The 22,093-nt window shown below is 63.5% G+C and carries 23 protein-coding genes; 8 read left to right on the forward strand and 15 right to left on the reverse strand.

What is annotated here, in order from left to right; all coding sequences use genetic code 11:
• Positions 1-78: 78 nt before the first annotated feature.
• A complete protein-coding gene (locus ACSF9G_RS01595) occupies positions 79-486 on the reverse strand; it encodes a hypothetical protein (protein ID WP_436637596.1) in 408 nt (135 codons plus the stop codon).
• Between the two features lie 224 nt (positions 487-710).
• On the opposite strand from ACSF9G_RS01595, the gene ACSF9G_RS01600 reads away from it, so the two are divergent.
• Positions 711-1,412 (forward strand): outer membrane protein, encoded by a 702-nt coding sequence (locus ACSF9G_RS01600; protein ID WP_436637598.1) that lies wholly within the window; start codon positions 711-713, stop codon positions 1,410-1,412.
• Between the two features lie 22 nt (positions 1,413-1,434).
• On the opposite strand, the gene ACSF9G_RS01605 is transcribed toward ACSF9G_RS01600, so the two are convergent.
• The 9 genes from ACSF9G_RS01605 to ACSF9G_RS01645 all read right to left on the reverse strand — a co-directional run bounded on the left by ACSF9G_RS01605 (position 1,435) and on the right by ACSF9G_RS01645 (position 9,061).
• Entirely contained in the window at positions 1,435-2,004 is a 570-nt protein-coding gene (locus ACSF9G_RS01605; protein ID WP_261616282.1) for a L,D-transpeptidase, read from the reverse strand.
• A complete protein-coding gene (locus ACSF9G_RS01610) occupies positions 1,986-3,167 on the reverse strand; it encodes a CpaE/TadZ family protein (RefSeq protein ID WP_436637600.1) in 1,182 nt (393 codons plus the stop codon). The genes ACSF9G_RS01605 and ACSF9G_RS01610 overlap by 19 nt, the downstream gene beginning before the upstream one ends.
• Positions 3,168-3,181: 14 nt before the next feature.
• Positions 3,182-3,817 (reverse strand): TadE/TadG family type IV pilus assembly protein, encoded by a 636-nt coding sequence (locus tag ACSF9G_RS01615; RefSeq protein WP_436637601.1) that lies wholly within the window; start codon positions 3,815-3,817, stop codon positions 3,182-3,184.
• The gene (locus ACSF9G_RS01620) at positions 3,811-4,314 is read right to left on the reverse strand and encodes a TadE/TadG family type IV pilus assembly protein (RefSeq protein WP_436637603.1); all 504 of its coding nucleotides are present in this window, start codon (positions 4,312-4,314) and stop codon (positions 3,811-3,813) included. Before ACSF9G_RS01620 ends, ACSF9G_RS01615 begins: the two co-directional genes overlap by 7 nt.
• A 6-nt stretch (positions 4,315-4,320) precedes the next feature.
• Positions 4,321-5,817 carry a pilus assembly protein TadG-related protein gene (locus tag ACSF9G_RS01625; RefSeq protein ID WP_436637605.1) on the reverse strand — a complete coding sequence of 499 codons (1,497 nt, stop codon included), beginning with the start codon at positions 5,815-5,817 and terminating at the stop codon, positions 4,321-4,323.
• Positions 5,818-5,842: 25 nt separating this feature from the next.
• Positions 5,843-6,139, reverse strand: a complete 297-nt coding sequence (locus ACSF9G_RS01630; RefSeq protein ID WP_436637607.1) for a hypothetical protein — start codon at positions 6,137-6,139, stop codon at positions 5,843-5,845.
• On the reverse strand, positions 6,120-7,595 hold the full coding sequence (locus tag ACSF9G_RS01635) for a type II and III secretion system protein family protein (protein WP_436637609.1): 1,476 nt from the start codon (positions 7,593-7,595) through the stop codon (positions 6,120-6,122). Before ACSF9G_RS01635 ends, ACSF9G_RS01630 begins: the two co-directional genes overlap by 20 nt.
• 258 nt (positions 7,596-7,853) lie before the next feature.
• A complete protein-coding gene (gene cpaB / locus ACSF9G_RS01640; RefSeq protein ID WP_436637611.1) occupies positions 7,854-8,714 on the reverse strand; it encodes a Flp pilus assembly protein CpaB in 861 nt (286 codons plus the stop codon).
• 146 nt (positions 8,715-8,860) lie between these two features.
• Entirely contained in the window at positions 8,861-9,061 is a 201-nt protein-coding gene (locus tag ACSF9G_RS01645) for a Flp family type IVb pilin (protein WP_436637613.1), read from the reverse strand.
• 361 nt (positions 9,062-9,422) lie between these two features.
• Between ACSF9G_RS01645 and ACSF9G_RS01650 the strand changes: the two genes are divergently transcribed.
• Genes ACSF9G_RS01650 through ACSF9G_RS01670 form a run of 5 tightly spaced genes read left to right on the forward strand, consistent with a single transcriptional unit; the run spans position 9,423 to position 13,874 of the window.
• Complete coding sequence (locus ACSF9G_RS01650; protein WP_436637615.1) at positions 9,423-10,883, forward strand: TadA family conjugal transfer-associated ATPase; 1,461 nt, start codon at positions 9,423-9,425, stop codon at positions 10,881-10,883.
• Complete coding sequence (locus tag ACSF9G_RS01655) at positions 10,883-11,851, forward strand: type II secretion system F family protein (protein WP_436637617.1); 969 nt, start codon at positions 10,883-10,885, stop codon at positions 11,849-11,851. The genes ACSF9G_RS01650 and ACSF9G_RS01655 overlap by 1 nt, the downstream gene beginning before the upstream one ends.
• Before the next feature lie 12 nt (positions 11,852-11,863).
• Positions 11,864-12,835, forward strand: a complete 972-nt coding sequence (locus ACSF9G_RS01660; protein ID WP_436637619.1) for a type II secretion system F family protein — start codon at positions 11,864-11,866, stop codon at positions 12,833-12,835.
• A gap of 28 nt (positions 12,836-12,863) precedes the next feature.
• Positions 12,864-13,382 carry a tetratricopeptide repeat protein gene (locus ACSF9G_RS01665; protein ID WP_436637621.1) on the forward strand — a complete coding sequence of 173 codons (519 nt, stop codon included), beginning with the start codon at positions 12,864-12,866 and terminating at the stop codon, positions 13,380-13,382.
• A 12-nt stretch (positions 13,383-13,394) separates the two neighbouring features.
• Positions 13,395-13,874: a prepilin peptidase gene (locus ACSF9G_RS01670; protein ID WP_436639628.1), complete on the forward strand. Its 480-nt coding sequence runs from the start codon at positions 13,395-13,397 to the stop codon at positions 13,872-13,874.
• Here ACSF9G_RS01670 and ACSF9G_RS01675 read toward each other — a convergent pair.
• The 5 genes from ACSF9G_RS01675 to ACSF9G_RS01695 form a co-directional block, all read right to left on the reverse strand.
• Positions 13,854-14,081: a hypothetical protein gene (locus ACSF9G_RS01675; protein ID WP_436637623.1), complete on the reverse strand. Its 228-nt coding sequence runs from the start codon at positions 14,079-14,081 to the stop codon at positions 13,854-13,856. The genes ACSF9G_RS01670 and ACSF9G_RS01675 overlap by 21 nt on opposite strands.
• Before the next feature lie 252 nt (positions 14,082-14,333).
• Entirely contained in the window at positions 14,334-15,731 is a 1,398-nt protein-coding gene (locus ACSF9G_RS01680; protein ID WP_436637625.1) for a sugar porter family MFS transporter, read from the reverse strand.
• Positions 15,728-17,068, reverse strand: a complete 1,341-nt coding sequence (locus ACSF9G_RS01685) for a sugar porter family MFS transporter (protein WP_436637627.1) — start codon at positions 17,066-17,068, stop codon at positions 15,728-15,730. The genes ACSF9G_RS01680 and ACSF9G_RS01685 overlap by 4 nt, the downstream gene beginning before the upstream one ends.
• A gap of 17 nt (positions 17,069-17,085) precedes the next feature.
• On the reverse strand, positions 17,086-18,576 hold the full coding sequence (locus ACSF9G_RS01690) for an FAD-dependent oxidoreductase (RefSeq protein WP_436637629.1): 1,491 nt from the start codon (positions 18,574-18,576) through the stop codon (positions 17,086-17,088).
• Positions 18,577-18,592: 16 nt separating this feature from the next.
• Positions 18,593-19,915, reverse strand: coding sequence for a DegT/DnrJ/EryC1/StrS family aminotransferase (locus tag ACSF9G_RS01695; RefSeq protein WP_436637631.1), 1,323 nt, complete (start codon positions 19,913-19,915; stop codon positions 18,593-18,595).
• 598 nt (positions 19,916-20,513) lie between these two features.
• Between ACSF9G_RS01695 and ACSF9G_RS01700 the strand changes: the two genes are divergently transcribed.
• Both ACSF9G_RS01700 and ACSF9G_RS01705 read left to right on the forward strand, forming a co-directional pair.
• Positions 20,514-21,665: a tyrosine-type recombinase/integrase gene (locus ACSF9G_RS01700; protein WP_436637632.1), complete on the forward strand. Its 1,152-nt coding sequence runs from the start codon at positions 20,514-20,516 to the stop codon at positions 21,663-21,665.
• Between the two features lie 166 nt (positions 21,666-21,831).
• A complete protein-coding gene (locus ACSF9G_RS01705) occupies positions 21,832-22,092 on the forward strand; it encodes a helix-turn-helix transcriptional regulator (protein ID WP_436637634.1) in 261 nt (86 codons plus the stop codon).
• Position 22,093: the final 1 nt, after the last annotated feature.

Raw genomic sequence — 22,093 nt, forward strand, 5'->3', positions numbered from 1 at the left:
CCATCGCGGATTAAGGGCGCGCGAATATTTCTGCAGACAGCGCCAGAAGCCCAGCCGCGCCCAAATTGGCGAACCGGGCTACCCCTGCCTCCACAGCATCTCGGACTGTAAGTAGCGCCGAATGTCGGTAACGAACGAAATATGGACAACAGCGCAGGCCGCGATGGCGGGCACCAGAAACAGGACATTCGGCCCGGGCAGCAATATGCCATCCATCGTCGTGCCAAACGGCTCCCACGAGCGAACGAGCGGGATCGCCAGCAATAGAACGGAGAGATGGGATATCAGGAACAGGGCGATCCGGTTCCGGCTTCGGAACGCCCAGAGACCGGCGAGATATCCACACAGGCAGAAGACGACGATGCCGTAGCCGTTCGGCCCGAAAATCAACTCAAGCAGATAGAAAAGCTCGCGGTTCGGCTGGACCAGTTCGAGATTCACGAACCACAACAGATAGCTCGACGGAAAAAATCCGAGCAGCACCATCGATGCCGCGATCGCCGTCAACCATGCAAAGGCAGCGACGGGAGCCAATAGGAGTATGGGGTGCGTACTTCTGATCACTCCGAATTGATGCCGAAAATGCGTTAACGTTATCTTGCTGATTGCTGCCTTTGCCGGCGCGAGGCGCGATAGAATTCCTTTCGGAAGGCACCCCAAAAAACCGACGGTAGGCGGCCAATGGTCAGGGAGCGGGGGAAGTAGGTTTGTTGCGCGCGCGCGTCGTCGTAGCTGTTTTGTTGGGTCTCGGTCTGACATGCGTATCTGCGCGCGCGGATAACCCGTTTATCACCAGAAACCCCGTCTACAACTGGAATGGACTTTGGTGGGGCGCCCACTTGGGTGCCCAATGGGGAGAGCTCATTGCTGAGCCGGCCTCCGGTTCCGGATACGAAGACGCCCGTTTTTCGGGCGGGATCGGGATCGGCTACGACAGGGAATTCAGCCGCGTCGTCTTCGGCGTCTCCGCAGATACGGACTTCGCGTCGTGGAGCGCCGGCGGGCGCATGTACCTTCCCGCCGTCAGCCCGTCATTGCTGTCACCACAGTTGACCGTGCGCAGCGAGATGGAATGGTTCACGACGGTGCGCGCGCGCATCGGCGTGCGGTTCGATCGCGCCTTGCCCTATATCACCGGCGGTCTGGCGCTCGCCAAGATAACCACCTCCGCCCAATCCGTCGCGACCACGGGCCCGTTCGCCTTCGCTCCCGTCACGTCCGATTCCTGGGAGGCCGGCTACACCATCGGCGCGGGCCTGGAATATCGGTTGACCGAGCACGACACGCTTGGCGTCGAGTATCTCTACTATCAGATACAGGGGCCTGATCTCGTTGTCGTCCCGCAGAACTGGCGCCTCGACAACAAGATTCGCGGGCATATCGTGCGCGCGACGTTCAGATACACGTTCTAGACGCTCACCGCACACTAGACGCTCACCGAACGACGACGGACGCTCCGATCGGAACGCGGTTGTACAGGTCGATCGCGTCCGTGTTGCTCAACCGAAAACACCCCGAGGTGACGGCCGCGCCGACGGCCTCGTTGTCGTTCGTGCCGTGAATGCGGTAAAGCGTGTCGCGCCCGTTCTGGTATAGATACAGCGCACGCGCACCGAGCGGATTGTGCGGACCAGGCGGAACGAACTCCGGCAGACCCGGCTTGCGCGCCCGCATCTCGGCCGGCGGTCGCCACGCCGGCCATTCCTGTTTCGCCCCGACCCGTGCGACACCTGTCCAGCCGAAGCCCTCGCGCCCGACCCCGATGGCATACCGGTAGGCCCGGCCGCCGGGCAGCACCAGGTACAGGGCGCGCTCGCCGGTTTCGACGACGACAGACCCCGCGGCGATATCCTGTGTGTAGGCAACGTCCTGCCGGCTGGTCGGGCCCAGCGTGCGGGGCACGCTCCATTGCTGCCCCTGCGCGGCGACGTCGTATGACCAGTTCAGCACCATCCCGAGAGCCAGAACGACTGGCGCAAGGGCGCTCACGATCGTTTGAACCATGATGATCTGCTCTTCTTTGCTGCAACATGGGGTTCGAGCCATGCTTCGAACTCCTTGACCACCCCGGACCGGGCGCCGAGGTCGCGCCAGAGAAGCCCGCGATTCAGCGCTTCAGACGCGAGCGCCCAGTCCTCCGGCAGGAAAGTCAGCTGCGAGGTCGTGAACACCGACTTCATCTCGGTTTTCGACAGGTCCTTGGAAAACAGGCCGCTCCGCACCTTGTTGACGACGACGTTCAGACGTTCGGCGGATACTCCGCCCCCCTCTGCGGCAGCGTAGAGGTCGCGGGCGAAACGCAACGCCGGGATCGTCGCTTCCGTCACCACCGTCACCAGATCCGAGGCGTTGAGCACGCCCTGTCGCCACGGCGCGTCGTGCGAGGGTAGATCGATCACCGTCGTCGGATAGCGATAAGCCGCGATATCGAGCAGGCGGAAAATGAACTCGTCCGCCCCAGGCCACCATTCCAGATGCGGGCAGCGAAGGGAGAGCACGGCGAAGCCGGCAGCGTGCTCGCGCTTGATGATATCGAGCAGCTCCAGGTCGATCCGTTCGGGATGCTGAACGAGTTCGCCTACATCGAACTCCGAACCGGCAAGATCGAGATAGGTTCCGGCTGCGGCCCGCGTGAAGTCGAGGTCGACGAGGCACGTTTCGATGCTTCCGGCGCGTTTTCGGGATTTCGCCGCCGACGCCGCCGCGGCGATCGACAGCGACGTGGCACCGGCGCCTCCGACCGCCGGCACGAACGCCAACACGCGGTTCTGGCCATGGCGCACGGTCTGGACCTGCGCGGCGACGGCTTCGAGAAGCTGTCGGTTGTCGATCGGGTGTTTGAGCCAATCGGACGCACTGAGCTGAACGACCCGGCGCAGGCCTTCGGCGGACATGTCTCCCGAAAGGACGATCCGCGGCGCGTCCCCTGTTCCGCGAAGCACGTCTGCCAGCTGCGGATTGTCGAGAACCTCGCCGTCGCCGACATCGATGAGGACAAGATCCGCATATGTGGATCCCGCGCTGCCGGGACCCGTATCGCCGATATCGAGGTCGATGACCTCGTAGGCGGGAACGGCCGACAGGCGCGACCTCAGAGCTTGCCGCACATCGGCGCTTTGCGAAATCACCACTATGATGCGCCGATCCGGCGCGGGTCCCGGTCCCATGTGCGAATTCACCGTTAGTATGTCGTCGAGAGATCTTCACCGGTAATGGTACCGGTCATTGGCGGAATCTCCATCTGCCCGAGGCCAAGGAGTCCGGCGAGGAAGAAGAAATTGAAAGTCAGGTCCTGCAATTGCACACGGATCGTCGGAACGGGACCACCTGGACGGGCGGCGTAGCCGAGGCCGCTGTAAGTGTACTCGACCACGACGTTTGCAGGCCCCAGCGATGGGTTCCTCTGGAAGACGTCGCACATGCCCCGCGCGCCCGCGCCGAAAGGGGGACCACAAACACCATCGGCACCGAAGACGATGCGGTTCATGTTTGCGGCACTGAACGTTCCACCGCCTGTACACGACGATGTCGCGCCGTTGCAGCGCACGGAATACCCGGCACTTGGGTCACCCGGAGTGACTCCTGTGTTCAAGCCGTCGACGACCGCGGTCAGATTGCTTGCCACGGGATTGGACACGGCGGCGAGCCGCGCGCCGACCTGCACCGCCTTGGACGCCTGGTTCCACTGATAGAGCGCGTATCCGAAGTCCACGAATCCGAGCGTCACCAGGAAAAGCAGCACGATGACCAAAGTCATTTCGACCATCGTGGCGCCCTCGTTTTCTGCAAGGAAGGCGCGCGCACGGCGGTTCACCATCCGATCACCCGCTGCTCGTGGGCGACGCGAATGTCGATGGGACTGGTGACGATTCCAAGGTTCTGCAGAAAAGCCAGCAGCCCGCCGCCGGTATAGGAATAAGTGGTCTCCACGCGGACGACCTGGATCGTCGCCCCGCCGCGATAGAGCTTGTTTCCGGCGCCGTCGTCGTTGGAAAAAGGCACATAGGTGACAGAGATGTCGCCGACGTCCAAACCCGCCACTCTGGCAGTACCGCCGGCCGGGTCGCCGTAGACTGCGATGTTGATCGCTTTCGCCTCGCTGCATTCAGCAAGCGTGCACCGCGACAGATATCGCGCGGCATCGCGGACGCCGGTTTCCACGAGCATCTTCTGATAGAAAAGACTGCCGAACTCGAAGACGCCCGCGCAAAGGACGAGCAGGAACGGCAGGAGGACCGTCATTTCGACGAGTGCGGCGCCGCGCCGGTCCGCCGCGAAATCGAAAACCCGTTGTGGAACGCCTGCTCTCCGCATGGCGATTCACCGGAAAAGCTGCACGTCGTCGCGCGCGAAATTCAACAGCGAGCCCTGCCCCTGCGCACTGTTGATATCGACCAGCTCCACGAAGATATCGTCGTCCGGGCCAGTGGGCAGCGGCTCGGTCAGAAAGAAGCTGGCGAATGTTTCCACCGGAAGAGGCGGCGCGGAACTCCCGTTGATCGGTCCGTAGAGGGTCTCGAGTTCCTTGCAGTTGAGAACCGCACCATAGATAAGTCGCCGATCCGGCGTGTCGTTGAGCGTGCCTCCGCCGTAACACTGAGGTCCACCGACCTCTCCGCCGACCGACGCCTCACTGTTCAGCGACAAATCAGCCTTTTCGGCGAGATAGACCTCGTAACGCGTCGGCCTGCTTGCAGCCGTATCCGCCCATGTCGATCCTGCCGGGAAACTGCTCGACGGATGATTTGTGGTCCAATATGTCGTGAGATCCCAATCGCCGTCGCCAAGCCTTCCGCCAGCATCGCCACCGAGCGTCGTGCACGATCCCGAATAGAAGCAGCCGTCCCGCGGCAGCCCCATGAAGCCGTTCTCGACCGTCTCCGGTTCCGGATTGCAGGCCCCGTTCGCGCCGTTTCCGTCCTTGTATCCTTTCCGCACCGTTTTGGCGGGTCGATAGGTCGGGTTGTTCTTGGCCGAATTGAAAGACCCCTCATAGATGTCGAATCGAACGTTGATCGCCTGTCTAACGGACGCGATGTACCCTGTATGCAATTCCACGCCGCGCGCAGAGAAACAGGCGTTGGGATGCACGCGCGCGATCGATTCCCGCAGAGCGTCTGCGCCTCTCCCGTCAGGCGGCTGAAGGAACCCGTAGTTGCCGGGGAAGTTCTGCGCTTCGCCTCCCCCCTGTTTTCTAAGCTGGATCAGCCGACGCCGCAGGCTGCGCGTGTTCACGACCGTTTCCAGCGAAGGTTCGGAAACACCGGGCGTGGTTTCGTAAGGGTTGCAGATGTAGATCGGCGTGAAATCGCACACGACAGAGCCGTAACCGGCGACGGCGCTTGCCGAATAGTTCTGGGTATTCGCACCGCCCAGGAACGAGGCGGGAAAGATCGAGGTGATCTGCGTCGGATTGATCCTGACTTCGGCGAAACGGGCGTCTGTCGCCTCGGTCGCGCAATCCACGACAAAACCGGCCGGGATTGGCGTGTCATCGTTGGCCGGAAGATTATTCAGGTACCGTACGGCGACATCGCCGCGGGCCAGCGTGTGCAAGCCCAGGTCGGACAAGTTGTGGGTGTTGGAAAGCAGATTGTCGATCGCGCGGTCGGCACGTATGCACGCATCGCCCGTGCCATCCAACTCCGCCGCCGCGGCGAGCGCGAACGCATCCGCGCCCTTCTGCAGGTCGTAGTGAAGGTTGTAGACCCGCGACGCATCGACGGCGAGCAGGGCGAAACCGATCAGGGCCGGCAGGGTCACCGTCACGAAGATGAGGGCGGAACCGTCCTGGGAACGGGCGAAGCGTTTGAACATCGCACCTCTCGCTCGGCGTGGCCCTCTAGTTGTTGATATTCACGTTGACGACGGACTGCTGCTGTTTCGGATCCGGCGGGTTGGTGTACCGCTCGGTCACCGTCTCGATCCGCTTTCCGCTACCGCCTGTCAGCGCGCGGCGGGACGCCGGCGGCCAGGGATCGATCGTCTGGACCGCTATGTTCGTGTTCTGGGCGTCGGGCGCCGCGAACGTCACATAGTCGCTGTGGTTGAGATAGTCGGCGCAGCCGCCGAGCGTGGCACCGACCACGAGCAGCGCCGCGACGGAAGGCCAACGAAGTCTAGTATTTTGTGTAGGCATTATACTGTCCCGGCGGTAGCTCGATGATGTGGCCGAAGGGACCGACGACGCCGGCGCCCTCTTCGAAGCTGCGCAGCATCTTGTCGTTCACCTCCAACATGCCGAGCGCGAAGAACTCGGGATCGTTCGAGGGGCGCGCCGAGTCCAGCGGCGTCTTGAGCGGTTCGCCCGGCTTGGCCGGCCTCACAAGGTGCGGCGTGACGATGATCACGAGATCGGTTTCTTGCTTAAGGAAAGACGAGGACCGGAACAAGGCGCCGAGCACCGGCAATTGTCCCAGCCAGGGCACCTGTTCCTGCGTCCTTACGCTGTCGCTCTGCAGGAGGCCCGCGATGGCGAAGCTCTGCCCGTCGTTCAACTCGACCGTCGTTTGCGCATTCCGGACGATAAAGGCAGGCACCTCGATGTCCTGGGTACGGATCGCGTTGGTGAAGTCCACCTGGCTGACCTCTGGCGCCAGTCGCAGGTTGATCGTGCCGTCATCGAGCACGACCGGGGTAAACTGCAGCAACACACCATACTTCTTGAACTCGATACTGATGGTGTTGTCGTCCTGAGCGACCGGTATGGGAACTTCACCGCCGGCAAGGAACTGTGCCGTCTCGCCGGACAGCGCGGTCAGGTTCGGTTCGGCCAGCCGCCGCGCCAGGCCCTTGTCCTCGAGCGCCTGGATCAGAACATCGGCAATGACCCCCTCATCCAGCACGCGCGCCACAAAGGTGCCGAACGGAACCGCACTGCCGATGAAAGGACTGATGACCTGGGCCAAAGGCACGCCGTCGTTGTCGATCCTGGTCGGGGGAAAGAACCGGCCGGTGCGCAGGCCGAGACCGGTGTCGCGATCGCGCACGCTCCAGCTCACGCCGAGGTCGCGGCCGGCGTCGCGCCTGGCCTCGATAAACCTTACTTCAAGCAGTACCTGCTGGGCGTTGAGCACGCGGATCGAGTTGATGACCGGGTCCGCGGTGTATTGCTGCGCGATATCCAGCACCTTCTGCAGGGTCAGCCCGTCCGGAACGCTGCCGCTCAGCCGCAAACGGCCGTTCACCGACTGCACCAGAACCTGTGAATTGGGCGCCGCCTGCCGTAGCGCCGAGCTGAGGTCGCGCGTGTCCACGCCGACCTCGATGTCGATCACGCCGATCAGGCCGCTCTGGCGGTCGTAGACGGCCACGTTGGTGCGGCCGGGCTTCTTGCCCAGGATGTAGAGCGAGCGGTCGGTGAGCGGCAGCACGTCGGCGATTTCCTTGTCGCCCACGAGGATGTCGCCGACCTCCTCGGTCGTGCGGATGGTGCTCGACTGGCCGTAGGGCACCATGATCTCGCTGGCCCCGCCCTCGGAGAAGTCGACGAGGCGGTCGGCCAGCGCCCGGCTGCCCCACATCCCGCCGCCCCACATGCCGCCGCCCGACAGGAAGACGACCAGCGCGGCGACGAACAGGACCGCCCTTGGCATCCGAGCGATGCCGGCCGTCCTGCTCACTTTTTCTGCTAGCCCCCCCATATCCATGAGACCCTGCTTTGCTGCCTTAGTTGTCCATAGGGTTGCGCAGAACATCCGCGCACAGAACCCAGCGATCCCCATCCACAAGCGATTTCGGAAAGGTGGTGTAGTCCAGCGACACCCTCGTCAGGCGTATACGTCTTTCCACGAAGCGCGCGCCTGGCTAACGCTTTTGGACTACGCCGAACTGCTCCACCGGCTTCCGATCGACTAGCGTTCCTTCTGCACCTGGTATTCCGACCGTTCCATTCCGCGAATGACGCCGACGGTGGCGAAGCTCGGCCGCAGCACCGACTTTTCGGCCTCGTCTTCCTCTGCTTCGACGAACGGTCCGCCGGTGCCGAGATCGCCGATGGTCACCCTGCGCGTCGTTTCGCCCGTATCCGAAAGCACGTTGCGCAGCGCCAGCGACAGTTGCCCGACATTGGCGGCCAGCGTCAGCTTCTGCGCCTGCTCCGTACCGACTTCGACCGTCACCGCCTTCGCCACCTGCGGATCGTCGGTGCGGTCGTCGGCGACCTGGTCGATCGCCAGCACCTTGATGTTCTGCAACAGCACGTCGATGTAGGCCTTGCGCGATTCGTCCGACGGGTTGCGATCCTGACGCGTCAGCATGATGTCGACGCGGTCGCCCGGAAGCACGAAGCCGGCGACGCCGAGAACGTCGTTGACGCGGATCGTCACCGCCTTCTTGCCCTCGGCCAGAACCGCCGAGAGCGTGGCGCGCTGGCCGGGGCCCGTCACCTTCCATTCGAGCACGGGCTCGTTGGCCTCGAGCGCGGTGATGACGTAGCGATCGCCGCTTTCCAGCAGCTCTTCCTTGCGCATGAAGGCGCCGTTCGGACGCGCGCCGGACGGCCAGGGAATCTGCTTGAGGTTATCGGGCTGCAGCCGGTCGCCGAAGCGCAGCGCCGTGGCCGCGACGACGACGGTATCGGTCGGAGAGAGGGTCGCCTCGGCCGAGGTCGTGAACTGGCTACGCTGGGTGTCCAGCCAGACCTTGGTCACAACCACCGCGCCGATGCCGAAGACGACGGCGAGGCCCAGCATCAGGAGCGAGTTGCCACGCATTACCTGTCTCCATACTCCGTCCGCGCCCTACCTGTACTGAGGCGAGCAATGCCATTTCGAAGGAATTGTGCCGCAAACCGAGAGTTTGCCGATTTGTGGCCGCCGCATAAGCAACACGGCGGCCACAAAGATTGTCGGCTAGACCATCAAGACCAACCTGCCGATTGCAGAGCGGTCTGGAGAGCCGTCCACTGGTTCCCGAGATAGCCACCGATAATCACTACCGTGGCAATCACACCAACTGTGATGATGCCCAGCAGGACCGTGTATTCGATCATCGCGGCGCCGTCTTCCTCATCGCGGAAACGCCTGACGATTTCCAAAGCCTTACGCATGTCTTCCTCCATTCGAAAGCTCGGACACGCCCCCGTCTCAACCACGATCAACCGTTGGCTGCGCCGGGCCTGTCCCCAAGTAAAAGCCTAATGGAATGTTAATCGGCGTGTCAAAGCGGGTTTTTAAAAGATATTTCCTATAGTTAACAAGGACAGCATCTTAATAAATAGCGCGATCACCTCCCGTTTTACCGTGGATAACACTTTCGAAGTAGACCAAATACGCCTTTTGACGTAATCAATACATTTCCACATGCAGTCTGAATTAAGCATCTTCGCAATCTCACACCCAAATCGACTTGCCAGGCAATTGCTGCCAACCCGATCGGCCGCTATCGTCGCCTCGTAATTTAGGCGAAACAGTTCTCACCCTATGGTTGCAGACATGCTGGGACGTTTCAGTCGCACGAGACAGGGCCCGGAGGCGGATGGTTCCGCCGATGGTTCTCTGGCGGTCCTTCCCGCCATCGACGGCGAGGCAAGACGCGAACCGACGCTCGCGCCAACGCCGGCGCGGGAGGCAAACCAGACCAAATCAGCCCAAGCCAGCGCAACGCAGGCCAGCGATCGCTATCTGGCGACCAAGGTGGCGCTGCATCGTCACCTGATCGACCAGATCAACCTCGGCGTGCTGGACCGCATCGGGCGCGAGGAACTGGCCGGCGAAATCCGCCCGTTCGTGCGCGAATATGTCCGCGAGCAGTCGGTGGTCGTCAACGCGCGCGAACTGGAGCAGCTCGTCTCGGATGTCGCCGACGAGATGCTTGGCCTCGGCCCCATCGAACCGCTGCTGAAGGACGACAACGTCACGGACGTGCTGATCAACACGCACCGCCAGGTCTATATCGAGCGGTTCGGCCAGCTCGAACTGACGCCGATCCGGTTCAAGGACGAAGCGCACCTCATTCGCATCATCAACAAGATTGTCTCCGCCGTCGGGCGGCGCGTGGACGAATCCGCCCCGATGGTGGATGCCCGCCTACCCGACGGCTCGCGCTTCAACGCGGCGATCAAGCCGGTCGCCGTCGACGGGCCGCTCGTATCGATCCGCAAGTTCTCCCGGCATCCGTATTCCCTCGAGAAGCTTCTGGAATTCGGAAGCATTCGCCCCGCGATGATCGAGCTCGTGACCGCCGCGGTCCAGGGGCGGATCTCGGTTCTGGTCTCCGGCGGCACCGGCTCTGGCAAGACGACGATGCTCAACGCCCTGTCTGCCCATATCTCGCACAAGGAACGCCTCGTCACGATCGAGGATGCGGCCGAGCTTCAGCTTCAGCAGCCCCATGTCGGCCGCCTGGAGACGCGCCCGCCGAATGTCGAGGGGCGCGGCGAGATCCGCCAGCGCGAACTCGTCAAGAACGCGCTGCGGATGCGCCCGGACCGGATCATCGTCGGCGAGGTGCGCGGCGAAGAGGCCTTCGACATGCTGCAGGCCATGAATACCGGCCACGAAGGCTCGATGACGACCATTCACGCCAACGCGCCGCGAGACGCCCTGTCGCGGCTGGAGCAGATGGTCGGCATGGCCGGAATGCCGATGGACCAGCGTTCGATACGCGGTCAGATCGCGTCCGCCATCCGCCTCGTCATCCAGGTCCAAAGGCTGTCCGACGGCGGGCGCCGCATCATCAGCGTCAGCGAGATCACCGGCATGGAAGGCGACGTCGTCCAGATGCAGGAGATATTCAAGTTCGTGAAGAAGGCGGTGGACGAAGACGGGCGGATCGTCGGCGAGTTCCGCGCCACCGGTATCCGTCCGCGCTTCCTCGACGAGATCGCCGCCCTCGGCTTCCACGTCTCGCGTGACAGCTTCGATCCGTCGCGGGCCCTGTGATGTTCGGCGCGCAGTCCCTCACCTATCTCGTCTACTTCATGGTGCTCGCCAGCGCCATTCTGGCGGTCGAGGGGCTGTATCTGGCTTATAGCCGCCGCCGCGCGCGGCGCGGGACCGTCAATCGCCGCCTCGGACTGATGCGGAATAGCGGCGACAGCCGCAATGTTCTTGAGGAGTTGCGCAAGGAGCGCGGGCTGACCGCCGAAGGCGACTACACCCTGCCCTGGCTGGCGCTGAACCGCCTGTTCCTGCAATCGGGGATCCGCGGCAGCTTCGCCAGCTTCATCGGTATGTTCCTGATCGCCGGCATATCGCTCGCCATCATCGTGTTCATGATCGACCGCTCGGTGCTGCTGTCGCTGATGACCGGCGCCGCCGTCGGGTTCGCCCTTCCGGCCATGGTGCTGGTCCGGATGCGCAGCCGCCGGCGGGCGCGTTTCGCCGAACAGCTTCCCGACGCACTGGACATCATCGTGCGCAGCCTTCGGGCCGGGCACCCGACCCCCGTTTCCCTGGCGCTTGCCGGGCGCGAACTGCCCGATCCGATCGGCAGCGAGTTCGGGATCGTCGCCGACGAACTGACCTATGGCCTCGACCTCGAGACCACGATGCGTAACCTGCTGGAACGCGTCGGCCTGGACGAGCTTCGGCTCGTCGTGGTTTCGCTCGCGATCCACGGTCGAACCGGCGGAAATCTGGCCGAAATATTATCTAACCTGGCAAAAGTCATCCGCGAACGCTTCAAGCTTCGCCGGAAGATCCGGGCTATCTCCTCCGAAGGCCGCTGGTCCGCGATCAGTCTCTCGTTGTTTCCGTTCGGCCTGTTCGTCGTCATCAATCTGATCGCCCCGACCTATTTCGGCGACATCTGGGATCACTGGATCGTGTCGCCGCTGATCTTCGGCATGCTCACGCTGATGGCCGTGGGCGACTTCATCATGTACCGCATGGTCAATTTCGATTTCTAGGATGGCGCACCGATGATCGACCAGATCGGCACTCGGTTATCCGCCGTCCTGACCGGCGCCGGCGGGGAATGGGTCCTTCTGGCGCTGGCATTCGCGGCGGCGGTGGCAACCTTCCTGTTCGCCGCCTTCCTGGTCCTGCCGCGGTTCGAGACGCGGCGGCGCGTTCGCGAGCAACTGCTGCGGCGGAACATTCCAACGCATGCCCTTCTGGCCGGCCAGGAGGAAGAGCGCGCACGGGCCCTGCTGCCGCTGACCGACTATTACGCCGCAATCGAGGAAAACGCCGAGCCGGATTCCATCCGCGCCCGCCTGCATAGGGCCGGCTTCTACGGCCCCAATGGCCCGACGGTTTTCCATCTGATCCGCGTCGGCCTCTGGGCCGGCGCCTTCGCCGTCGGATTCGCGGCCGGGCGTATCTTCTTTCCCGGCTTCCCGGTCGCTTTCCTGTTCATTCTGACGTTTACCTACTCGCTGCTGTTCCTGATCCTGCCGAATTTCGTGCTCGACCACATGGGACGCAGCCGGGAACTCGCCTATCGGCGCGCCTTTCCCGATTTCATGGACATGATGGTGGTGTGCACCGAGGCGGGTCTCGGCCTCGAGGCTGCGACGGAAGAGGTATCCGAGGAACTGGCCTCGACCAACAGTGCGCTGGGGCTACACCTAAAGGTCATGACGCTCGAAATGCGGGCCGGACGCACGATGCGCGAAGCCTTGCACAATCTTTCCCGGCGCATAAACATCGAAGAGGCGCGGGCGCTGGCTGTCCTGTTCCAACAGTCGGAAGAGCTCGGCACCAGCCTGAACGAGGCGCTGCGGGTCTACAGCGCCGAGATGCGCGACAAGCGGATGATGTCGGCGGAGGAGAAGGCGAACGCCCTGCCGGTGAAGATGGTGTTTCCCTTGGGGTTCTGCGTCTTCCCGGTCATTCTCGTGATGGTGCTCGCCCCCGTCTTCATCCGCATGAGCGGCGTCTTTTTCTAGGGTTTCGAAAACAAGGGGGACTCCGACAATGAAAAGCCGCGCAGCCCAGATCGGCCTTCTGATCGGCCTGATGACGCTCGCCGGGTGCCAGAGCGACGGAGGGGGCATCGGCGACTTCTCCTCCTTCGCCAATCCCGAAAGCGGGCTGCAACCGGCCCCGCCGCCCAAGTTCTACCCCGACGACCAGGTGCTCCAGGTCGCGAAGGTGGAATTCGCGCAGGGCAACTACGGCAACGCGCAGCACTATTTCCAGCGCTCCGTCGAGGTGATGCCGAACGACGCCGAAGCCTGGCTCGGCCTCGCCGCCTCCTATGATCGCCTGCGCCGGTTCGATCTCGCCGACCGCGCCTACCGGGAGGCCGGCCGGTATATCGGCAACACGGTGGTCTACCTGAACAACCGCGGCTACTCCTACCTGCTGCGCGGCGACCTCGTGCGCGCGCGCCAGGATTTCCTCAAGGCCTACGAGCTCGAACCGGCGAACCCGACCGTCGCCAACAACCTCGCCATGCTGCGCGACAGCGTTTCGTATCCGCGCAGGACGTGACGCGTGGACTGGATGGCGGCCGGGGAGTTGGCAGTTGTCGCCGCGGCGGCCGTGTTGCTCGCCAGGATCGCCCGGTCTGATTTCACGACGCTGAAGATCCGCAATCGCGACCTCGTTCTGCTGCTCGCGCTCCTTCCGCTCTGGCTGCTGGCGGGGGCCCGCCCGGCGCTGCCGCACCTCGCGGTAGGCGCGGCGCTGTTCGCGATGACGTTGCTGTTCTGGCTCGCCGGAAAACTCGGCGCCGGCGACGTCAAGCTCTTCGGCATCGCCGGCGCGTTCGCGGGCCCCGGCGGGGCCCTGCTGTTCTCAGTCACCCTGCTGGCCGGAGCGATCCTGATGCTTGCGATCTACCGCAATTCCTGGCTCGTCCTCGGCACCGGAGCGCCCTGGTCGGCGCGGCTGGTGGAACTGGTGGAGAGCCGGAAGGTGCCCTACGGCGTCGCCATCTCCGCCGCGCTGGCGGTCACGATGCTAGCGGCCGTCATCCGATAGTCCGCCGCCAGGTCCGGCGGTCACTCCAGCGGCCCGGGAGCCGGCCATCCTGGCCTTCAGCGCGCGGCTGGCCCTGCGGTCCTCGGCGATCTGCCCGGCGGCGGCGGCGAGATACCACACGGCCAGCGCCCACAGCACGAAGACGAGCCCGAGTTCCGGGCTCGTGATCACCTGGGTGAAGATGAATACCGCCGCGAAGGACTTCACTGCTTACCCCCGGTTGCAGGAGCAAAACCATACAGTCTGCTTCGCCTGCGCTCAACCCGTCCGGCCCATCCCTCTCGCCGGCGGCCGGCGTGCGGCGTTAACCATACGCACATACTTTGCCGGCATTGTATTGCGCGAGGTGCGGCGTACCGAGATCGCGATCCGGGGGACGGTCGCGAGAGCACCTTGGCCCGCCCCGGCGGCCCATCCTCCCAGACGCCGGGGCGGGGTCTTCCGACCCCGCGGACCGTATTACGCGACCGGCGCGGTGTCCCCGAGCCGGCGCAGCGGCATGCCGGCCGTGACGTTGTCCTCGATTGCGTCGAGGTTCCGGCCCTTGGTCTCCGGCAGCCAGATCATCGAGATCGCCAGCGCGACGCCGCAGACAGCGGCGAAGAAGAAGAACACGCCCGACAGGCCGATGACGGAAACGCCGGTGAGGAAGAACAGCGCGACGAGCGCGTTGAACAGCCAGCTCGTCGCCGACGCCGCCGCGATTCCCGTTTCCCGGATCTGCGAGGGAACGAGTTCCGACATCAGGACATAGGGCAGCGGACCGAGGCTGATCGCGAACGCGGCGATATAGACGCACAAGCCGACGAGGCCGAGCATCGGATAATCCTGCGTCTGCGCCGCCACGACGCCGAGCAGCCCGACGATCATCGCCAGCGATCCGACGATCGCCAGAGGACGACGGCCGAGCCTGTCGACGGTCGCGATCGCGACCACGGTGGCGGCGACGTTGATGACCCCGAGGCCGAACGTGGCCCCGAGCGCCGCAAGGCCCGGGGTGAAGCCGAGCTCGATGAAGATCGTCGGCGCGTAGTAGAGAATGCCGTCGATTCCGCTGAGGTTCTGCAGGATGAACATCCCGCAGCACAGCAGCAGAACCGCGACGACGGTCCGGTTCCGCAGGAGCGCGCCAAGCGTATCGAGGCCCGCCGCACCATTTGCGCCGGGCTCCCCGGCGAGCGCGGACTCCATTTGCGGCTGATGCAGGAAGCCGAGTTTCGCCGCCGCGGACGCCGCGTCCCTCCCCCGCCCGGCCGCATCGAGCCAGATCGGGCTTTCCGGAACGCTCGTCAGAGCCAGAATGCCGACAACCGCGATGATGCCGCCGCCACCGATCGCCGATGCCCAGCGCGTGGGATCCTCCAGCGCCAGGGGAACCGCATAGGCGGCGAGAATGCCCAGCGTCACCGCCAGCTGAAACAGCGATACGACGCTGCCGCGGTGGCGCGCGGGCGTCGCTTCCGCCGCGTACATCGGCCCGACCATGGACGACAGGCCGACCGCAAGGCCGATAAGGACGCGCGCGCCGACGAGCCACGATAGGCCCGGATGAAACAATGTGAGACCATAGCCGGCGATGGCCAGCGCGAACGCGATCAAGAGCGCCACGCGCCGCCCCAGGAAGCGCGCGGCCGGCCCCGCAACGACCGCGCCGACGAAGCAGAAGAACACCAGCGAAACGGTGAAGTACTCTTTGCCGGACGTGTCGAGATCGAATTCCCGGGCGATCTCGTCCAGCCAACCGGCGATACTCGCGGTGCTGTAGCCGAACAGCAGGCCGCAACAGGCCGTCAGCAGGGCGACGCGGGCAAGGGCGAAAGCGAGCAAACCGTCGTCGGGCTCGGACCGCCGCGTCATGTCACCGCCATGGCGTGCTGCTTTTCGATGTCTTCCAGGGTGACGCCTTTGGTCTCCGGCGCATAGCGCCAAGCATAGACGGCGCCGATCGTGCAGAACGCGCAGAAGATGGCGAATGTCGCGGCTGCCCCGAAATTAAGGACGACGACGGGAAACAGGAACACCACGAGGAAGTTGCAGGACCAGTTGGCGACCGACGCCATGGCCATGCCCTTGCTGCGCAGGGCAAGTGGAAACAGCTCCGACATATAGAGCCAGGGCAGCGGTCCAAGGCTGATCGCGAAGAAGGCGATATAGGCAAACAGGCCCACAAGAGCCACCGGCGCCAGCGGCGGCGTGGATTCCATCATGGTCACGGCGATGACGGCGAGGCTGATCGCGGTGCCGATGAAACCGATGATGAACAACGGCCTGCGACCGAACTTGTCAACGGCGTACATGGCGACGATCGTCATCAGGACGTTGACGACGCCGACACCGACGGTCGCGGCGAGTTGCGTCGTGATGCCATCGAAGCCAGCATGCCCCATGATCGTCGGGGCATAGTAGATGATCGCGTTGATGCCGCTGACCTGCTGCAGCAAAAAGGCGGCGATCGTGAAGAACACGATGGGCCTCACCTCGGCGGACAAAAACGCACGCCATCCGGTCGAATGCGTTTCGACGGAGTGGGAGTGGACGATGGCGTCGACGATGCGGCGCGTTTCTTTGTCCGAGAGATGGGGCTGGATCGCCGCGATCACGTCATGCGCTTCCCCGACCCGGCCGCGCATGGCCAGCCAGCGCGGGCTTTCCGGCGCCCGCAGGATTCCGAACAGGCAGATCAACGCCGGGACGGCACCCAGGCCGAGCATCCAACGCCACGCCCCGAGCGGATCGAGCGCATAGCTCAGGAGGTACGACACCAGAATTCCGACCGTGATCATGAGCTGGAAGGCGGAGACGATCGCGCCGCGATGGCGCGCCGGCGCGAGTTCGGCCAGGAACATCGGCGCGGCCATCGCGGACGAACCGATCGCGATGCCGAGTATCAGGCGCGCGAAGATCAGCATCCATTCATCGTGGGAAAGACCGCTGGCGATGGCACCGATGGCGAACAGGACCGAGCACAGGAACAGCACCATTCGCCGGCCGAGCCTGTCGGCGAAGGCAGCCGCCACGATCGCACCGGCGACGGCACCCAGGGGCACCGACGCCGTCAGGAAGCCTTCCTCGCCGGCCGAGATGTCGAACACCTGGGTGATATGCGGCAAGGCACCCGCGATCACGCCCTCGTCGAACCCGAAAAGCAGACCGAACAACGCCGCGAGCGCGACAAGATAGATAAGCATCCCCAACCTCCGTCCTGGCTGTTCTAATCAGCGAGACGGGCGAGAACGCCCTCGGCATGCCGCAGCGACCAGGCGGTGATCGTCAGGTAGCTGTTCGCCGATCCCTGCGAGGGCCACACGGCGGAGTCTGCGACGGAAAGGTTGGGCAGCGTCCAGAACCGGCCGAAGGTGTCGGTGACACCGACGCCAGGCTCCTCGGACATGCGCAACCCGCCGATCTCGTGCAGCGCCGCGCCGGGCGGGTTGATCTGGCTGCGCACGAGGTCGCCTTCGATGGCGTCCGCCACGTCCGGCAGGAAGGCCTGCATCTCGTCGAGGATGCGCAGGTCAGTAGCGGTCCGGTCGTTGAGAACGACGTATTTCCCCAGCGAGTCCGGCCCGTCGCTCTGCACGCCCGTCAGCTTCACTTCGTTGTGCTCGGCGGCATCGCCGACACCGAAACAGTAGGCGAGCAGGTAAAGCCCCTGCGGATCGCAATCGAGCCACACCGTCGCATGGTATGGGCTGTACCAGGTCTCGTTGAACGGCCCCTGGATCTGCATGTGGAAGGGCCGCGTCTCCGTCGGCGGAATGAAGGCATAGATCGGCGCGTTCAGCGGTTCCCTCAGCTTGAAAAGCCCCTGGATGAACAGGTGGTCCGCGATGTGGGTGCCGACATGGGGATGCAGATCCTTCAGTCCGGACGCCAGTGCCAGACGCGTCGACTGAATGGCGCCGCCGGCAAGGACGTACTGGCGCGCGACGATACGGAACCGCCGGTTTTCGTGCGTTTCCTTGGCGATCAGTCCGGTGACTTCGCTGCCGTTGTGGTCCACGCGCTCGGCAATGGTGTCGGGGACGACGACGATCCGTCCGCGCGTCACCTCGCGGGCCAGAAGACCGCTGCGCAGCAGCCGGTCGATGGCACAGTCGAAGCCCCGGGGCACATAGCCGTTACGGGGTTCCTGCGTATCGATCCCGAGATAGGCGTGCTCGGCGTCGATCCCGGCCTTCTCGCACCGCCGCAGGAGCGTGTCCTGCGCTTCGCCTCGGAAGAACGGCGGCCGCTTGGCGCTGCGACCGGACACGTGCATCAGCCGTTCCGCGGTCTGATAGTACGGCTCGAAGTCATCGTAGCTGAACGGCCAGTGCGCGAAGTCCCATTCGGAGAAGCGCGGCGTGCAGCCGCCCCAGAACAGCGTGCGGCCGCCGACGGCCGACCAGGCATCGTTGTTCAGCGGCGAGGCTACGCCTTCCTGGTAGTGTTCGCGATCCGACCATGCCGTCCGGTACCGCACCAGATTGTGGATCTGCGGCGTGATATCGCCGCGGCTGCGGAACGGCGTCGATCCGACGTGGCTGGGAAGGACGAAGGGACCGGCCTCCAGGATCACCACCGAAAGGCCGTTCTGGGCAAGCTCGATGGCGGTGGTGACGCCGGCCGTCCCCGAGCCGACCACCAGCGCGTCGATATTCGTTGTCGCCTTGGCGATGGAAAAGGGGTCTGCAGCAAGAATTGACGTGAGTGTCGACACGATTCCTCCCGGGGTATCAGCGATTGAAAAGGCCGTTGGCGACTTTCTGAAAAGCCAGAATGAGGTCTCCGACATCCTCGTCGCTGAGCTTCGACGCGATGGACAGGAGCGCGGAGCGGTCGTGCATGTCGTCGCAGACCGGCAGGTTTCCGCGGTCGTAGGAAATCCCCGCCGCGAACGCGTTCGCGGGATGGGTCCACGGAAACCCGTCGCGCGCGTTCGATCGCTTGTGCGTCAGGCTCGGAATGTTGAAATACCAGTGCAGGCCCCATTCGCGCATGGTCAGGCAGCTCAGCGAGCCCTCGGGCCCCCGGATACCTTCCGCCCTCAGCGCATCGACGAACTTCGTGCAGATCTCGGAGTTGGCGAATGTGGTGATCAGGAAGGGACCGCTATCGCCCTTGGGATCGGGAACGGTGCGAAACGTCAGTTCGGGAATGTCCGACAGCGCTTCGCGGATCCGCCACTTGGCGTCGCGCATGGCACCGGTGATCGTCTGCAGCTTGCGCGACTGCGCCAGAGCCATCGCGCCGGCGAGGTCGGACATGCGTGCGCCGATGCCCCACAGCTGGCAGGTTTCGTCGGACGTATCCAGCCGACCGGCGGCATTGCGGGCGTATCCGAGATCGTGCAACGCGACGATGCGGCGGAACAGGCCGTCGTCGTCGCTGACCACCATGCCGCCGTCGCCGGACGTCATGTTCTTGTTCAGCTGAAAACTGAAGGTGGCGATATCGCCGAACCGACCGACTGGCGTGCCGTCCAGACTGGCGCCCGCCGCCTGGGCGCAATCCTCGATCAGCGGAACGCCGTGCTTGCGGGCGATTTCGGATATCCGCCGAACATGTCCCGGCGCGCCGCTCATGTGCACCAGCAGAATGGCGCGGCTGCGCGGATTGATCTTCGCTTCCAGGTCGTCCGGATCCATGCAGAACGTCGCGTCGATGTCGACGAGCCGCGGGATCGCGCCGTTGCGGACGATCGCGGAGATGCAGCTCACCCACATGTAGCCGGCGACCAGCACTTCGTCGCCCGGACCGATCTCCAGGGCGGAAAGCGCGATGGTCAGGGCCGCCGTTCCCGACGACACGGCCAGCGCGTGACGGTGCCCGAAGCGCTCGCACCATTCGGCCTCCAGCGTTTTGACCATGTACTGCGGGTCCGGGCCGTAGAAACGGAACGGGCTTTGCGCGCGAACGACCCGATCGACCAGTTCGCGCTCTTCCTCTCCGATCCAGTGCGCGCCGGGAAGCTCCCACGGCAGCGGGGCGGTTCGAACCGGCGTACCACCGTCGATTGCCAGTCGGTTGGCGCGTGCGGATGGGGGCGAACCGTTCACGGCGTGTCTCCTTATTTCGGGGCCGCCGGCGAATTGCCGCTCCGCCGCAAGGCAGGCCCTTGTTTTGTCCTCCCCCGGTCGACGGGGCTCGACGCGAGGCCAGCGAAACGCCGCTGGTCTCGTTCCGTCACAACAGCCTTGGCCGGAATGCCGGGCCGCAAGGTCGCGCACCCGATTTCACGAGGCGGCGCGAATACTGTCCGGGAAAATGTTAAGGAGGTCTGTGCCCGGCGAAGAAAATCGAGCCGCGACGATCGATTGCCCCCGGTGGACCGGCAACGGTCAGCGTCGGCGATCGCCACGCCGGAGGCGAACCGGGAACATAAACGTCAAACCGGCTTCAAACCGGCACGCGAGAGTCCGCGTCGGTGACTGCTAAGGTATTGTGAGGAATGGTGGGCGCACACGGACTCGAACCGTGGACCCGCTGATTAAGAGTAAGTGCAACCTACCCATTTATTTCCTTCACAATTACATTGCCTTACAAAATTAATCTCGTAATATCAATATATTATAGAAAGACAGCAATCGACACGCAAAGCCAGCAGTGCGCTTCGAATACGCATTTCTGTGCGGACACAATGCGGACACGACTGATATGGCGCAGCGCATCACTGAGAGTCTTGTTAGGGCTCTTCCAGGACCGACAACGGGCAACACAATCACCTACGACACCGATGTGAAGGGATTCGGGATCCGGGTCACAGCGGCGGGGGCAAAAGCCTTCGTGCTGAACTACCGCGTGGGAGGCCGGGAACGCAGACTGACCATAGGCAGCTATCCAGACTGGTCAGCAGCGGCGGCGCGCGATGAAGCCAAAAAACTGAAGCGGGAGATTGATCGGGGCGAAGACCCAATGGCGCAGCGCCAGGAAGACCGCGCCGCACTGACCGTTGCCGAGCTGTGCCACCTGTACATCGACAAGCGCGTCTCAAAGAAACGCCCCAAGACGCAACGCGATGATTTGGCCATCATCAAAACCATCATCCTGCCGAGATGGGGTAAGCAGAAGGCCGCCTCGATCCGCTACCAGGACACCGAAGCCCTTCACAGTGAGATCTCCGCAAGAGCCCCGTACAGGGCCAATCGGGTCCTTGCCCTCCTCTCCAACATGTACGCCTTCGCCATAATGCTGGGAGTGACAAGCGAGAATCCGACGAAACACATCGAGCGCAATCCCGAGAACCCGCGCCATCGATATCTCAACGGCGAAGAACTCGGGCGTCTGGTCCAGGTGCTAATCGAGCACCCCAACCAACAGGTCTGCAACGCCATCCGCCTCCTATTGCTTACAGGCGCGCGCAAGGGAGAAGTGCTATCCGCCACATGGGATCAGTTCGATCTCGAGATTGGCTATTGGGTGAAGCCTGCCGCCTCCGTGAAACAGGCTCGCCTGCACCGCGTGCCGCTCTCCGAACCTGCCCTGGAGTTGTTGCGGGAAATGCGGGCGGCAAACCCAGAGAGCAAGTTCCTTTTCCCAGGGAACGATCCAGAAAAGCCGATAGCCGACATCAAGAAGAGCTGGGCCGCCATCCGAGCAAAGGCACAGCTCGACGACGTCCGCCTCCACGACCTCCGCCATACGTATGCCTCGCACCTTGCTTCGGCTGGGAACTCGCTCCCCGTCATTGGTGCCCTGCTGGGGCATACCCAGGCTCAGACCACACAGCGCTACGCCCATCTCCTCGATGACCCTCTGAAAAAAGCAACGGAAGCCATTGGATCGCTAATCGATAATTTTAAGAATTAGATATGTTGTATTCGAGTTAGAACGCCATTAGATCTCTGTTATACTTTATTTGTACATAATTTATTCTTGACTATCCCGCCAAGACCCTCGTAATCATGTAATCCAAGCGCCACAACAGGCCTTTCACGCTGATTTGTGGACAGCAGTTACATGAAGGATATCGAAGATGAACGGCTCTAAACTTCCGTCTGATCGCGGCGATGTCCACGGTCTAGACGATATCCTTGACCGCGAAGGGGCAGCTGATCTCCTAGGCGTCAGTGCGCGAACTCTCGATCGGTGGCACGCGCTCCGAATAGGCCCCCCGCGTATTCGGATGGGCAGTCAACTGGTGCGCTATCGCCGCTCATCGATTCTCGAGTGGCTTTCAGACCAGGAAGTTGCCGGGCCGCGTCTAGTCGAGAACCCGACCGCAAGAGGGCGTTGAC

It is taken from the genome of Microbaculum mangrovi (assembly GCF_051390635.1).
Classification (GTDB): domain Bacteria; phylum Pseudomonadota; class Alphaproteobacteria; order Rhizobiales; family Tepidamorphaceae; genus Microbaculum.

Bases quoted from the DNA above. Each gene is read 5' to 3' on its own strand.
- ACSF9G_RS01620 (WP_436637603.1), bottom strand. From the start codon at position 4,314: ATGCGGAGAGCAGGCGTTCCACAACGGGTTTTCGATTTCGCGGCGGAC.
- ACSF9G_RS01615 (WP_436637601.1), bottom strand. From the start codon at position 3,817: ATGGTGAACCGCCGTGCGCGCGCCTTCCTTGCAGAAAACGAGGGCGCC.
- ACSF9G_RS01610 (WP_436637600.1), bottom strand. From the start codon at position 3,167: ATGGGACCGGGACCCGCGCCGGATCGGCGCATCATAGTGGTGATTTCG.
- ACSF9G_RS01665 (WP_436637621.1), top strand. From the start codon at position 12,864: ATGAAAAGCCGCGCAGCCCAGATCGGCCTTCTGATCGGCCTGATGACG.
- ACSF9G_RS01635 (WP_436637609.1), bottom strand. From the start codon at position 7,595: ATGCCAAGGGCGGTCCTGTTCGTCGCCGCGCTGGTCGTCTTCCTGTCG.
- ACSF9G_RS01680 (WP_436637625.1), bottom strand. From the start codon at position 15,731: ATGACGCGGCGGTCCGAGCCCGACGACGGTTTGCTCGCTTTCGCCCTT.
- ACSF9G_RS01645 (WP_436637613.1), bottom strand. From the start codon at position 9,061: ATGGAGGAAGACATGCGTAAGGCTTTGGAAATCGTCAGGCGTTTCCGC.
- ACSF9G_RS01670 (WP_436639628.1), top strand. From the start codon at position 13,395: ATGGCGGCCGGGGAGTTGGCAGTTGTCGCCGCGGCGGCCGTGTTGCTC.
- ACSF9G_RS01630 (WP_436637607.1), bottom strand. From the start codon at position 6,139: ATGCCTACACAAAATACTAGACTTCGTTGGCCTTCCGTCGCGGCGCTG.
- ACSF9G_RS01650 (WP_436637615.1), top strand. From the start codon at position 9,423: ATGGTTGCAGACATGCTGGGACGTTTCAGTCGCACGAGACAGGGCCCG.
- ACSF9G_RS01655 (WP_436637617.1), top strand. From the start codon at position 10,883: ATGTTCGGCGCGCAGTCCCTCACCTATCTCGTCTACTTCATGGTGCTC.
- ACSF9G_RS01700 (WP_436637632.1), top strand. From the start codon at position 20,514: ATGGCGCAGCGCATCACTGAGAGTCTTGTTAGGGCTCTTCCAGGACCG.
- ACSF9G_RS01595 (WP_436637596.1), bottom strand. From the start codon at position 486: ATGGTGCTGCTCGGATTTTTTCCGTCGAGCTATCTGTTGTGGTTCGTG.
- ACSF9G_RS01605 (WP_261616282.1), bottom strand. From the start codon at position 2,004: ATGGTTCAAACGATCGTGAGCGCCCTTGCGCCAGTCGTTCTGGCTCTC.
- ACSF9G_RS01625 (WP_436637605.1), bottom strand. From the start codon at position 5,817: ATGTTCAAACGCTTCGCCCGTTCCCAGGACGGTTCCGCCCTCATCTTC.
- ACSF9G_RS01660 (WP_436637619.1), top strand. From the start codon at position 11,864: ATGATCGACCAGATCGGCACTCGGTTATCCGCCGTCCTGACCGGCGCC.
- ACSF9G_RS01705 (WP_436637634.1), top strand. From the start codon at position 21,832: ATGAACGGCTCTAAACTTCCGTCTGATCGCGGCGATGTCCACGGTCTA.
- cpaB (WP_436637611.1), bottom strand. From the start codon at position 8,714: ATGCGTGGCAACTCGCTCCTGATGCTGGGCCTCGCCGTCGTCTTCGGC.